This is a genomic window from Leptothoe sp. PORK10 BA2 (assembly GCF_034932105.1).
Taxonomy (GTDB): Bacteria; Cyanobacteriota; Cyanobacteriia; order Phormidesmidales; family Phormidesmidaceae; genus Leptothoe.
The window spans coordinates 13,961-27,403 of sequence record NZ_JAYGIG010000040.1; the positions used below are offsets into that span (position 1 = coordinate 13,961).

The 13,443-nt window shown below is 49.3% G+C and carries 14 protein-coding genes; 8 read left to right on the forward strand and 6 right to left on the reverse strand.

Going from position 1 to position 13,443, the window contains the following annotated elements; all coding sequences use genetic code 11:
• The first annotated feature begins 220 nt into the window (after nt 1-220).
• Nucleotides 221-1,570, forward strand: coding sequence for an ISNCY family transposase (locus VB741_RS11025; protein WP_442786336.1), 1,350 nt, complete (start codon nt 221-223; stop codon nt 1,568-1,570).
• 162 nt (nt 1,571-1,732) lie between these two features.
• Here the strand turns inward: VB741_RS11025 and VB741_RS11030 are convergent, their stop codons facing one another.
• Complete coding sequence (locus VB741_RS11030; RefSeq protein ID WP_323365227.1) at nt 1,733-1,909, reverse strand: hypothetical protein; 177 nt, start codon at nt 1,907-1,909, stop codon at nt 1,733-1,735.
• Nucleotides 1,910-2,064: 155 nt separating this feature from the next.
• Here VB741_RS11030 and VB741_RS11035 point away from each other — a divergent pair, with 155 nt between their 5' ends.
• The gene (locus VB741_RS11035) at nt 2,065-2,364 is read left to right on the forward strand and encodes an RNA recognition motif domain-containing protein (protein ID WP_323365228.1); all 300 of its coding nucleotides are present in this window, start codon (nt 2,065-2,067) and stop codon (nt 2,362-2,364) included.
• A 12-nt stretch (nt 2,365-2,376) separates the two neighbouring features.
• On the opposite strand, the gene VB741_RS11040 is transcribed toward VB741_RS11035, so the two are convergent.
• The 4 genes from VB741_RS11040 to VB741_RS11055 form a co-directional block, all read right to left on the reverse strand.
• Nucleotides 2,377-3,243: an MBL fold metallo-hydrolase gene (locus tag VB741_RS11040; RefSeq protein WP_323365229.1), complete on the reverse strand. Its 867-nt coding sequence runs from the start codon at nt 3,241-3,243 to the stop codon at nt 2,377-2,379.
• Between the two features lie 163 nt (nt 3,244-3,406).
• Complete coding sequence (locus VB741_RS11045) at nt 3,407-3,916, reverse strand: inorganic diphosphatase (RefSeq protein ID WP_323365230.1); 510 nt, start codon at nt 3,914-3,916, stop codon at nt 3,407-3,409.
• A 179-nt stretch (nt 3,917-4,095) separates the two neighbouring features.
• The gene (locus VB741_RS11050; RefSeq protein WP_323365231.1) at nt 4,096-4,281 is read right to left on the reverse strand and encodes a hypothetical protein; all 186 of its coding nucleotides are present in this window, start codon (nt 4,279-4,281) and stop codon (nt 4,096-4,098) included.
• A gap of 363 nt (nt 4,282-4,644) precedes the next feature.
• A complete protein-coding gene (locus VB741_RS11055) occupies nt 4,645-5,055 on the reverse strand; it encodes a resolvase (protein WP_323365232.1) in 411 nt (136 codons plus the stop codon).
• A gap of 641 nt (nt 5,056-5,696) precedes the next feature.
• Here VB741_RS11055 and VB741_RS11060 point away from each other — a divergent pair.
• Nucleotides 5,697-6,245, forward strand: a complete 549-nt coding sequence (locus VB741_RS11060; protein ID WP_323365233.1) for a hypothetical protein — start codon at nt 5,697-5,699, stop codon at nt 6,243-6,245.
• Nucleotides 6,246-6,475: 230 nt separating this feature from the next.
• Here the strand turns inward: VB741_RS11060 and VB741_RS11065 are convergent, their stop codons facing one another.
• Entirely contained in the window at nt 6,476-7,096 is a 621-nt protein-coding gene (locus VB741_RS11065) for a TetR/AcrR family transcriptional regulator (protein WP_323365234.1), read from the reverse strand.
• A 391-nt stretch (nt 7,097-7,487) separates the two neighbouring features.
• On the opposite strand from VB741_RS11065, the gene VB741_RS11070 reads away from it, so the two are divergent.
• The 5 genes from VB741_RS11070 (at nt 7,488) to VB741_RS11090 (ending at nt 13,303) form a co-directional block, all read left to right on the forward strand.
• A complete protein-coding gene (locus tag VB741_RS11070) occupies nt 7,488-8,675 on the forward strand; it encodes an efflux RND transporter periplasmic adaptor subunit (RefSeq protein WP_323365235.1) in 1,188 nt (395 codons plus the stop codon).
• Entirely contained in the window at nt 8,672-9,904 is a 1,233-nt protein-coding gene (devC, locus tag VB741_RS11075) for an ABC transporter permease DevC (RefSeq protein WP_323365236.1), read from the forward strand. Before VB741_RS11070 ends, devC begins: the two co-directional genes overlap by 4 nt.
• A 13-nt stretch (nt 9,905-9,917) precedes the next feature.
• The gene (locus tag VB741_RS11080) at nt 9,918-10,676 is read left to right on the forward strand and encodes a DevA family ABC transporter ATP-binding protein (RefSeq protein ID WP_323365237.1); all 759 of its coding nucleotides are present in this window, start codon (nt 9,918-9,920) and stop codon (nt 10,674-10,676) included.
• Between the two features lie 331 nt (nt 10,677-11,007).
• Nucleotides 11,008-11,583: a dihydrofolate reductase family protein gene (locus VB741_RS11085; RefSeq protein ID WP_323365238.1), complete on the forward strand. Its 576-nt coding sequence runs from the start codon at nt 11,008-11,010 to the stop codon at nt 11,581-11,583.
• Nucleotides 11,584-12,169: 586 nt separating this feature from the next.
• Nucleotides 12,170-13,303, forward strand: coding sequence for a GUN4 domain-containing protein (locus VB741_RS11090; RefSeq protein ID WP_323365239.1), 1,134 nt, complete (start codon nt 12,170-12,172; stop codon nt 13,301-13,303).
• Nucleotides 13,304-13,443 lie beyond the last annotated feature (140 nt).

A 13,443-nucleotide genomic window follows, 5' to 3' on the forward strand; every position in this document is an offset into this window, starting at 1 on the left:
TTACGCAAACTGTGAAAAACTACATCACGGGTAGGCAGGGGAGAGTCTTGGCCATCCTGGTGAAAAACCGCGGTAAATCAGCAATTCCAAATTCCAGACTACGGACATTTTGTCATAGCAGGAATGCCTTCAGGCGCAGCGATTCCAAATGGATAGTCAAAATCTAGGGCAACAGCCAGTATAGTCAGCATAGTCAGCAACGGTTCAAGGCATCCTACAGATGACAGCACTATCGCTCAGTTTCGACGGTCTACTGAGCACCCTTCAATCAAGTATAGGAACCCTATCAGACCCGAGAAAGCCAAGCAATAGCAGGATTTATAGTCTGAGGGATGCCATGTTGGGAGCCTTTGGTGCTTTCTACATGCAAAGTAGCTCATTCTTAGACTATCAACGTCATCTCGACAGCAGAGAAGGTCGTAACAATGCAGAAAGTCTGTTTGGTCTCACCCAAATACCGAGTCTCGAACAGATTCGCAATATCCTCGACCAAGTCGCCGCAACGAACCTGTTCGAGATATTTGATCGAATTTATCAGGCTTTGGAGCACCAGGGATACCTAAAAAGCTTCGAGGTCTTAGGGTCAAATCTCTTGGTCGCCCTAGACGGCACGGAATACTACAGTTCCCAAAGCATCAGCTGCCCCTGCTGCTCTACCCGCACTTCTCGGAAAGGGGAGGTCACGTACAGTCACAAAGCTATTCTGCCGGTGATTGTGACCCCTGCTCAATCCGCCGTGATTTCGTTGTCCCCGGTGTTTATCGCCCCTCAAGATGGGCATGCGAAGCAGGACTGTGAGCAAGCGGCGGCTAAACGCTGGATGGGGGCTCATCAACCCATGGCTAGGGCGCGCAGCGTGACGCTGCTCGGCGATGACCTTTTCAGTCGTCAACCGATGTGCGAAGACGCTATCAGCAATGGATTCAACTACATTTTCGTGTGCTTGCCCGAATCGCATCCGACGCTCTATGACTGGATTGCCTTCAATGACGCCAATGGCAAACTAAAGACAGTGAAGCGGACGGTGTCAAACGGCAAGACCGATGAAATTTGGCACTATCGCTATCTCAATGACGTGCCCTTACGAGCAGAAGACCCCAGCTTGTCGGTCAACTGGTGTGAACTCACCGTCATCCGTAAAAGCGACGGGCAGCGCCTCTATCTTAACAGCTGGATTACCCATCATCCCTTGAATGGGCAGCGGGTGATTGAAGTGGCCACCGCAGGCCGCTGCCGATGGAAAACAGAAAATGAAAACCACAATGTGTTGAAAACCAAGGGGTACCACCTAGAACATAACTTTGGCCATGGCAAGCAACATTTAGCGACCCTGCTGCTGACGCTCAATCTGCTGGCGTTCTTATTCCACACCGTGCTCGGCTTAGCGGATGAACGCTATCAAGCGATTCGACAAATTCGAGGGACTCGGCAAGGCTTTTTCCAAGATATCTTGGCGCTCACCAAGTATCTGTACTTTGATAGCTGGAATGCCTTGCTAGAGTTCATGTTGGCTCCTGCCCCACCGAAGAAAGCTATGCGGCGACGACGCTCAAGCCGAGACACGTCATAACACTCACTAGCCTCGCCCCAGCGGGGCTCTCCTTCAACCTTGGCGCTCACATTAATGTCCGTATGTTGGAATTTGGAATTGCTGGCGGTAAATAGTCCTTTCTTCTAGTCATCATCAGCTATGTCCGGGGAAGTCAAAGAGCAGCCAGCAAACAACCCCGGTCTATCTAATGGACAGAGTTAGACCGGGGTTTAGCAGACTAAAACGGGTAATCCGGATGTCGTATTCCGTAGCCTGAGGATATTCTTTCTCCGCTTTAAATAGGGCGGTGTCATGGGCATCGGTTCGACCGCTTGCATCTCGTAATTGTCTGGGGCCATCCTGGACCCAGGGGAGCATCCTGCACCCAGGGGAGCATCCCAGCTGCTCAATAATGTAGAGATGAATTAAACGTTGACTCGGCCCCCTAGGCCAAAAGCGGTGCGGTATGATATCACCCGAATAGCTACGCTCAAACCCTTGAGCGTAACTGGACCCATCAACGGAGAGCAGTTGTGACTATCTACATTGGAAATTTGTCATTCCAAGCCACGGAAGACGACATTAGGGACGTGTTTGTCGAGTATGGCGAAGTTGCCCGCATTACCCTGCCCATAGATCGCGAAACTGGCAAGCGCCGTGGCTTTGCCTTTATCAATATGGTGAAGGATGAGGAAGAAGATCTGGCCATTGCCGAACTAGATGGGGCTGAATGGCTGGGCCGTGAACTACGGGTTAACAAAGCCAAACCCAAAGGAGACGACAATAGTCGACGTCCTAGCCGTGGCAGTAATTTTTCCCGTAATCCGCTTTAGCTCGGCTCAGACTCAAAACTCAATGACCATCCCCTCATGGGCCAACAATACTTCAGGGCCACTGGCTTGGAGCTGATGGGCCAAGGCATTTAATAGGGTGTCGTTTTGACGAGGACCGTAGTGAACCATGGCAAGCTGCTTAACCTGTGCGGTTTGAGCCAGTTGAATTGCAGCCTGCCATGGCTGGGGTGAGGGATAAAGATTAATTTGATCACACATATCTACGTACATGCCGTCGTAGATCAACAAATCAGCCTGATGGGCTAGAAAAAGTAGGTTTTCGTCAATGTGCTCGTGGTCAGTATCGGTGGCATAGACCACTGATTTTCCTTGGTAATTAAGTCGGTAGCCCAGGGCATTGGTTTGGCCATTGAGGCCAATGGTGTCAATGGTAATATTGCCAATACGAAGGGTGCCACCGGGGGTGATGTCATGGAATGTGAGAGCTGCCTGCATGGACTGCAGTGGAATGGCAAACCCTGGTTTGAGCATTTGAGTCATCAAACACTGTTTGATGGAGGCCCCATTAGCAGCCGTACCGCCATAAATGTGAAACTCGTTGCCGGAGGCAAAGGCCGGTAAAAAGAAGGGAAAACCTTGAATTCGATCCCATTGGGTATGGGTGAAGAATAAATGGCCCTCTACGGGTTTAGGTGTTTGGCAAAGGCTGTCACCCAAAACCCTGAGCCCGGTGCCTCCATCGAAAATAAACCGCTGCTGATCAGCCAGAATTTCGATGCAGCACGTATTGCCACCATAAAACGCTGTGTCGGCACCGGGCGTTGGCACCGAACCTCGCACACCCCAGAATTTTATGGAGAGGGCCGACTGATGCTGCATGGTGACTTCTTTGCCTGACATGTAGGCAGATACACTCACAGCATGTATTCCCAAGTTGTATGCGTACTCATAGATGTTTGGTCGTTCCCAACACGACTAACCAATATAAATAATAGGCACCACAGAGACACATTTTATACGCATGATGTGTCTCTGTGATGCTTATAGTCCTCTATTCAGTGAGTATTTATCACCAACCGGACTACTTGGCGGCAGCGATACACTGCTCAACTAGGGGTTGAACCGCGTCTAATCCTTTCCAACCTAGAATTTCAGTTACCTTGTTCTCTAAATTTTTATAGCTTTTAAAGAATTCTGAAATTTCATCTAGTCGATGGGGTGCAACGTCATCGAGGGTTTTAATACCGACATAGCGGGGATCTTTGTCAGGAACGCATAAAATTTTCTCATCACGATCGCCACCGTCGATCATTTCGAGCATACCAATGGGTCTAGCAGCAATCACACAACCTGGAAAGGTGGGCTCATCCATTAACACCATGCCGTCCAGGGGATCACCATCATCAGCTAGGGTGTTGGGCACAAAGCCATAATCATAGGGATACTGCACCGATGAAAAAAGGACACGATCTAGGGCAAAGGCATTGATGTCCTTATCAAACTCATATTTATTCTTGCTACCGCCTGCGATTTCGATCAGGACGTTGATCAACCCAGGTTTGGGCTGAGCAGGAATACGAGATAAATCCACGAAATTTCTCCAACTACTTATGAATAAATGGGATAAATCTGAATAAACCTTATCGAGGCCCAGAACTAGAGTTCTGCCCTAGGAGAAACCACAGGTTTCAACTTGGACGAGGTTTAAATCGTCTATCCCGATAGCATTTTAGGAGAAAAGGGAGTCAGCACCTATGGAGCAGCCAGATCTTATTCGTTAGTTTGTATGGCTGAGTAGGGTAAACCGCTCAGGTTGTCTATGGTGGGTGAAGAGAAATAGGCAACCGTAAACATGGGAAGGGTCAATGTTGCTAGGGCAATAAGCATGCCCAAAATTTCTGCAAAGGTACTGTGAGGAGTTTCGGAATTAGACTCTAACTGACTGGCAGATTCCATGCTGGAGAATGTACAAAAAATGAATGAAAAACAATGGGTTTCTATGCAGGTAGGGCATTGAAACCAAGGAAAAAATTGAATATTGAAAATCAATCCTACGGGGGTCTAGTCATGGAGAATTGATTTTTGTGGATTATTGAGTGACAACATCCGCTTGGCTAAACATCAGTTTATGGACGCTAAATTCATGTAAGCAGAGGCCAGAAATTGACACTTACCTGACAGTGACGACTTGCCTTAAGGTTAACACTGCTTTGCGGATCTGGACTGGGCGGATTAACGTGTATGAAAGATTGATGTTTTTTACGGACACCTATTGTCATTGGGCGAAATTGGGCGCTACTGATCCCTGGGTTGACATGTCTAAGGTTCAGGGGATTTTTCGATCAGTTCCCGAATAATTTTGAGTTCCTCAAGCACCTGTCGTAGCAGTTGATGGGTGAGGGTCTCTGGAGATTGGCTGATTTCGATGGTGACTTGCTTGATGCCGAGGACGTCTTGGGCAAAACGAGCCACCTCATTGGGGTGGAACATGAGGGGATCTTCTTTGTGCTGCCTGGACTCTGGATTCAGCCGCGTATGGTCAAAGGGAGGATTGAGGATCAGCGCATCGGTATTGGCATAGCGATAGACCGATGCGCGGGAACGGTTAAGTACCTTTTGGACGGATTCGACCGTCATCAAGTTCTGGGGATCGGTCTCGGGGGAAAGTTGAGGCTCGATAGTATGGATGGCGGTGGTTATACCGTCAAAAACATTGGCTAAGTCGGACATGGGCGACCAATCTCTGGTTTATAGCTAGACACACTCTACTCATATTGAGCCTCATGTCAATACTTTGGTGTCTATTGCTAAGACAGTTGGCCAGGATCGGAGGCAGTAGGCAACGGGCTATGCCAGCATCAGAGGCGCTGCGTTGATGAGTGGGTCTGTTAAGCCTAAATTTGAGATTAGCGATTTGGCTTAATGGATGCAAATACATTGTCTCAAAGTAAGGTTTAAAATCTCTTGATTAGTCTAAAAAAGAGACTTGTTAATCTCAAATTAACTCATTAAGGACTAGCGGGGGCATTCAAGCAGATACCTACGGTTATGAATTGATGGGCTAGCGGCAAATCCATGGCACGTAGGTTTGCTCTGTGCGGTAGGAATAATGCTTTAAGCGAATAGCGCGTCTCGAACCTGGTCTAGTAGTTTCTTAGGACGAGGCTCGGCTTGCATGGGTAGGTAGTCTGGCAAGCGCTGATGAATAAACTCTAAACAGATTGGGCATAGAATAGGAGGAATGATTATATTGAACCATTCCTCCTATTTACCTATATAAGGATCTTAGGCGGACGTAATTCCACCTATTTGCCCCAGAAAGGATCTTAGGCTGAATTATTTCCACCTAAGATCCCAATACGGGATCTTAGGTGGAAACTTCCCCTCTAAATAATAGTTATGCGTCAGAATCCAATGCCTGTATGAACGACAGCAACATCAAAAGTGCGTTTCCGACTAAAGCGTTTGTCACAACACTTGTGGTGAACACCATTTGGATCAATGTCTCCGAAGTGTTTCGATATTTCGTATTTGTGATGCCCATGATGCGCACCGCCCTCTCCAGCGTTGAAAACGTCGCGCCCATGAATGTGGGCGTTTTTGCAATTTGGGGTTTGTGGGATACCATTCTGGTCCTCACTGCTACATTATTTGTTTGGTTATTCTTGGAGAGATTTGGATACGGAAGACGAAACGCGATGTTGGCGGGGGGCCTTTTCTGGATGGCAGTGTTCGTCATCTTGTGGCTTGGCCTGCTCAATATGAATCTTGCAACGCCCAAAATACTTGGGGTTGCTCTTCCACTCGCTCTTGTTGAAATCGTTGTGGCTGCGATCATCGTCGATTGGGGAATGAGACCAACGCCACAACAGACGCATAACCACGCCGTGAACCGAAGCGGCGAAGTCGGGCGATTTTGAAAGAGATGGAAGCGATCTCCCTTTGCGCCTTTAGTTGAGTTACCGAACGCCCGACAGTCTGGGGTGAAAGGCGATTACCGAGTATTCAAATTGTTGGGTGGCTGGGTTGAACGGGCAAAGATCATGTTTTTGGTCAGCTCAGTCGATACCGACATAGGTAATACGTGACTAGCTGTTGGCAATCTGCTGCAAAAGCAGTTGAAACATAATTCTTGGTTAATTTTCTTGACCTACGATCGCATTCCTGGACTTAGAAACCGAACAAGTTGTTGAGTTGTTTCTTGAATATCTTCAGCGCTATTGCTTTTGAGTAATCCGTGGGGTTGTCCCGCTTCAGTCAGCACCCGAATTAACGCGGCAATCACGAGATCAAATTTCCAACTGAGTTGCGATCGCGATTGCTCAGGTAGAACTCGCTGCAATACATCCAAAAATGCTTCAGTTACCGCTGCAAACTCATTGCTCACAATACTCTGAATCGGTTCCGGCTCGGTACGACAACGCCCCATAAATTTAGCTCGAACCAATCGAGTCCCTGAATCCTGAGACAAAATCTCCAGAGAAGGTTGCAAAATCGCCGTCAGGATGGTTTCAACCGACGGTAGCTCTGAACCTGCTTTAAGCTCAGCCAACAGGAGCAACTCGCGCTTTACCACCGGATGGGCAAACCTTACCACGACTGCACGGAATAACTCTTCCTTCGAGCCAAAATGATAATTAACTGCCGCCAAGTTAACTCCCGCTTCGCTCACAACATGGCGTAAAGTTGTGCCAGCAAAGCCGCGCTCAGCAAATAGCCGCTCAGCAACCGTGATGATTTGCTCTTTAGTATCAATTGTTGAGGCAGCCACAGATTTCTATATCAGTACAAGTTTATTAATAGTAGTCGATTGCCTGTTAGCTTAATTTATCCGCTGACAGGCGAGCTTCGATCCTGAGCCAGCAATTTCTTGCGATTTTTTCAAACGTACGTTTTAATATTAAACAAGCGTTTGAATCTACCCAGTCTGCAATATTTTAACTCATGCTCTACAATCTATTGCTTGAATACTTTTTGAGCTTTGAAGTGGGATTGGTAGTATCTGATTTAGATCGAGTGCTTCAAACGTTTGTTTAAATTCTGCAAATCTGTTATGGCGACCGAAAAGACTGAAGGATTGAAGTGCCCAGTCGCGTATCTGCGATCGCTGGAGCAGTTTAATCCCTTTACCCCGCAATTCAATTAGGAGTTACTGGTCTGACATGATACAGAGTCATCAGGTCGGAGCGATCGGCGGAAGATTGGCTTCCAGGTCACTTGTCGCGATCGGCGCAATCCTGCTGCTTGGCGGTGGTGGAGCTTACATGGTGTGGCGATCGCAAATCACTTCCACCCAACCTGCTCAACCCGAAGCGCCTCCAGTTGTTAAGACCGTCACTGCACTGGGCTACCTGGAACCGGGCGGACAGGTGATTCAGCTATCTGCCCCCAATTCTGGCGGCGGTGTCAATCGCGTTGAGCAGCTTTTGGTCAAGCAGGGCGAGGCCGTCCAAGCCGGACAGGTGATTGCCATTTTAGACAGCCGCGATCGCCTGCAAGCCTCTCTAGTCGAAGCCCAAAAGCAGGTGAGCGTAGCCCGATCAAATCTGGCAATTGTTCAGGCAGGTGCAAAACAAGGTGAGGTGAATGCCCAGCGAGCAGAAATTGCGCGACTGGAAGCACAGCGGCAAGGCGACATTCAGGCACAGGCGGCAACGGTTGCTCGCCTCCAGGCCGAACTACAAAATGCTCAAGTCGAGGCACAGCGCTATCAACAGCTATATCAGCAAGGGGCGGTTTCGGCTTCGCTGCGAGACAGTGAAACCTTGACGCTGACGACTGCTCAGCTCAGCTTGGAAGAAGCACAGGTAGTATTGCAGCGGATTCAAACGACTCGATCACCAGAATTAGCCGCTGCGGTTGCCACGCTTGAGCGGATTGCCGAAGTGCGTCCGGTCGATGTGGCAGCGGCGCAAGCACAGGTTGAGCAGGCGATCGCAGCCGTGCAGCAGGCCCAGGCACAGCTTGATCTGGCAACGGTTCGCGCTCCTCAAGCGGGCATGGTGCTGGAGATTCATACCCGTCCGGGCGAGTTAATTGCCGATGAGGGGATTATCGAACTGGGGCAAACGCAGCAAATGATCGCCCTGCTTGAAGTTTATGAAACCGAAATCGGTAAGGTGGAGCTAGGACAGACCGTGAAGCTATTTGCCGATAGTTTTCCCGATGCACTGACCGGCAAAGTGGTCGAGATCGGGGTGCAGGTGAAGCGTCAAAACGTCGTCAACTCCGATACCTCTGCCAACATTGACGCTCGCATTGTCGAGGTGCGTGTCGAGCTTGATCCCGCCTCGGTTCAGAAGGTGGCCGGACTGACCAACTTGCAGGTGACAGGAGAAATTCAACTATGACGCTGATTTCACCTAAACTGCCGGGCACGCCATCCTCATCACTGTCTCGCTTGTTGAAGGGCTTTGGACAGACGATGCGAGATCGCACCCCCTTAGGCTGGCTGCAACTGAAGAAAAACAAGGGGCGGCTAATCGTGGCGATCGCCGGAATTGGCTTTGCCGACCTGTTGATGTTTGCCCAATTGGGCATTCAAGCGGCACTGTTTGACAGCAACACGCTACTCAATCGCGGCCTGGATGCGGATATCATCATCCGCAGCGCTCAATATCGCGACTTAAATTTGGCCGATACCCTGCCCCGCCGTCGTTTGTTTCAGATTAAAGATATACCCGGAGTGCAATCTGCCGAACCGCTATATGTTTCGAGGGTGGTTTGGAAAAATCCACAGACGCGCCGCCGAACGCAGTTAACCTTAGTGGGTCAAAGTCTCGATCGCCCCGCCTTGACCTTTGAGGAAGTCAACCAGAATCTCGACAAACTCAGGCAGCCCGATACCTTTTTGTTCGATCGCCTCAGTCGCGGCGAGTATAAAGATGTCGTCGCTCAAGTTACCGCAGGGCAAGCGGTCGAAACGGAAATCGATCGACGCACAATCGAAGTCGCAGGATTATTTTCGCTAGGCGCTTCGTTTGCCACCGATGGCACGCTGGTTACCAGTCAAGAGAACTTTTTGCGCTTTTTCCCCGATCGCAGTCCCGGACAGATCACGCTGGGTTTGATCAAGCTCGAACCCGGAGCCGATGCAGAGCAGGTGTTGAATCAGATTCAGGAAATTTTGCCGCCCGATTCGATCGCCTCCACCAAACAGGCGTATGTCGATTTAGAGCAAGCGTACTGGCAGCAAGCCACGCCGATCGGGATTGTCTTTACCTTCGGCACGGTGATGGCGTTTGTCGTCGGTACAGTGATTGTGTTTCAGATTCTCTCGACCGATGTGAACGAGCATATGAGCGAATACGCAACGTTCAAGGCGATGGGCTACCGCGATCGCTATCTGCTGGTGATTGTGTTAGAAGAAGCAATCATTCTGGCAACGCTCGGGTTTATTCCCGGTTTAGCCCTTGCACTGGGGCAATATGCGCTGCTTCGTAACGCTGCTGCGTTGCCGATTGCCATGACGTTTGCACGCCTCTCGTTTGTCTTTTTTCTGACGATCGTGATGTGCAGCATCTCTGGCGTGATTGCTACGCGTCGGCTGCAATCTGCTGATCCTGCCGATAATTTCTAGGAGCCAAGCCGAGATGAATTCTGGTTCTTCAATTGCAACCGAGAGCGCAATTGCCACTGCTGATGTGATTCAAGTTGAGCAGCTGGATTACTTTTTTGGCAAAGGTGACCTGCGAAAACAAGTGCTATTTGGAATTAATCTTGCGATCGCATCTGGGGAAATTGTTATCCTCACAGGTCCCTCTGGTTCTGGCAAGACGACGCTGCTCTCACTCATGGGTGGCTTGCGATCGCCTCAGTCTGGCAGTCTTTGCATGCTCGGTACCGAACTGGTTGGCGCAGCTAAAACGGTTGCAGTCGAGGCGCGGCGATCCTGTGGCTATATCTTTCAGGCGCACAATCTGCACAGCAGCCTCACCGCTCAAGAAAACGTAATGATGGGTCTGGAAGTTCACGGCACTCATTCCCGCTCAGAACGCCGTGATCGCGCCCTAGAAATGCTCTCCCTGGTTGGGCTGGGGGAGCGAACGCAATACTATCCTGAAGATTTGTCGGGCGGACAAAAGCAGCGGGTGGCAATCGCCCGCGCTCTGGTGAGTCATCCCAAAATTGTCTTAGCGGATGAACCCACAGCCGCATTGGACAAAAAATCAGGACGAGATGTAGTAGAAATTATGCAAAGACTTGCTAAAGAACAGGGTTGCACTATCTTGATGGTGACGCACGATAACCGAATTTTAGATACTGCCGATCGGATTATCTACATGGAGGATGGGCGTTTGATTAACTCACCTGAGCCTGTGGCGATCGCTCCAATTGTCAAATCATTCTGACCTATCTGAAAGTGAATCGTGTTGCGATCGCGGAACCGATTCGTCGTTGGGGGTTTTTGACTCAAGCCACCACGAATTTAGCTCTAGATTCTAATATTGCTGGGGTGGAAAGTTGCGAACTGACCAGTCAGCGCTTTGCGATCGCAGCACCCCCGCCCCAAAGGTGTCCCCGAACCCTTCGTTGGAGCGGAATCAGAAACATCGGCTAAAATCAAAAAAGCCGCTCAACTTCACCGTTAGGTTGCTTAAGCTATCGGTGAAGTTGAGCGGAAAAGTTATCGATCAGAGATTCTAACAATGGCAATCTCTGAATTATGCAAAGGGGGACAATATGCGAGAACTCACGTATTATGTGGCTTGCAGTGTTGATGGGTTTATTGCTCATGCTGATGGCTCACACGATGGCTTTTCCCAAGACAGCGAATATTTTGCCGATTTATTTTCCTCTTTTCCTGAGACTGTTCCATCCCACCTGCGTGATGTAATGGGAGTTCACTCAGAGAACAAGGTGTTTGATATTGTTCTCATGGGAAGGAAAACCTATGAGATAGGTTTGAAAGAGGGTGTGACAAGCCCTTATTCACATATGAAACAGTATCTCTTTTCACGCACTATACGAGACAGTTCGGACGAGAGAGTTCAACTTGTTTCAGAAAACGCTGTTGAATTGGTTGAAACTCTCAAAAATCAGACTGGCAAAGGTATCTGGCTCTGTGGTGGGGCGAATTTAGCTGCTACACTTTTCGAGAATAGCCTAGTTGATCAGCTAATCCTAAAGATCAATCCATTTTTAATGGGTTCGGGTATACCACTATTTTCTGGAGTGATTCAGCAAGCTGCCTTAGAACTGACCAATAGCAAGATTTATGAAAACGGAGTTGTGATGCTCTACTACAAAGTAAAATAAAAAAATGGCACTCTGTTATTTCTGTGCTCCTCGCCCGTTCTTCAATGCAGGTAATGCTCCACCGTTGGTAAAGGCGTTTTCGCTGATTGTATAAACCTTGAGCAATCAACGTGAAATCATCTGTAATGTTCAACCGCAAAGTCTCAGGAATTTTATCTCGAACACTATGCGCGGTTACAAGGATTAGCCTCGCCGTCACTACCCTAGCAGAATTGTTGATTCCTTAGCGCCGTTAACCATTGATATGGTTGAGGCAGAGCGCCCCCATAGTGCATCAGTCAAGATTTTACAGCGATTATCGTAACCACCAGATCAGGAGCGCGATCGCCAACCCCACGGCAAACCATAACCCCCAGGTTTGCCATCGCTGCTGAGTTGCAATACTTCGATTCTGTTCTGCAATGGCTTTCTTGCATGGCTCAACCCTATGGTCAAGCTTTAATCCCGATCGCCTTGCCTATGAGATCTTAGAAGCCCTGGTGATACAAGCCTATCAGCAGAGTGACTAAGGATTGAGATGGTAAAAAGCAATCGCCACCTTTTGCTAGTTTTAGTAAGTTATGTGCTGATTTAGAGGTAATTGCTCATGTCTAAGATGCTCACCCTGAAACCGTTAAGCTGTGTCTTGACGGTAGCCCTAGTCACAACGACGATGCCACCCACAAATGCCCAGACGGAACCTTACCGTGTCGCCTGTGAAACGACAGCTTTTCTGAGTCAGGGAGGGAGTTTGACCTACCGATTGGCAGGCAGTCTGCCAGAGAGCGAGGAAATTTCTCAAAACCCGATTAGAACAACCTTGGCCCTAACGGTACGGTGGCAAGATCAAACGGATCGCGTTCAAACCTTGCTCAATGCTTCTGCTTTGAGTGATTATGAACAGCTGGCTCCCGATGCTGACTATTCTCAAGTGCCCTTTGAAGAAGTGTTTCGTGGTCAGCCCAACAATGCCGATTTCCTTTACGGAACACCCGTTTCCGTGCATGGACTCTACGTCAGTCTGCGTCCCACTAGCGGGCGACCTCAGGAGATTCAGACTGTTCACTACTTGAGTCCTGACGAATATGTACGCTCAGCGGTGGGCAACTGCCAGACTGCGAATGCTGATGATCTTGACAGCGCTATTGACGAGCAGTTGACGCTGTTACAAGACCGACTCCAAGCTGAGGACTGGGCTGCTGCTGATAGAGTAACTCGGCTGTTGATTTCCCCAGGGACAACCCGACTGCCGCCATATGATCCACTGGCATTTGATCCAGTATTCTTTCATCCAGAGTTGATTCATGCCATTGACCAGATGTGGCTAACGGCCAGCAACGGACGATTTGGTTTCAGTGTTCAGTTGCGCCTTTGGCAGCAAGCACTGGCCGATCACCCTAACAATCGTGACGCGGCTGTCAATGCCTTTCGCGATCGCATCGGCTGGAAACTTGCGGCTCCTCGCGCTGAGGTTGACTTCATTAGCAGTGACTGGTTGAATGAGTCGGAGCTGACCTACTCCTTGCAGGCTCCGGCTGGACATCTACCCTGGGCTGGGGCGTCGGATGCGTTCGTGCAATCAGTTGCAAATCCACCGCCAGAAATACATTGTGGCGTTTGCACTGTCGATGCCATACGGCTGCGCGACGGGTACTTCTATCTCTACATTCCTCAACTGATGGGACGGGTGTCGTTGTATCTAGACTTGCCAGTATCCGGTGCCTCGGAATCGTTCCAGTAATTCTTTAGCTATCGTAACTACTCAGGCTGGGGTAGGAGAGTTATAGGGTTTCCAGAGAACAATCCCATGAGGGCATCCAGAACGTTATGCCCCTGTTTGCGTAGAGTGGATAGGTAACCGCGAATACGGCAGAACATCCG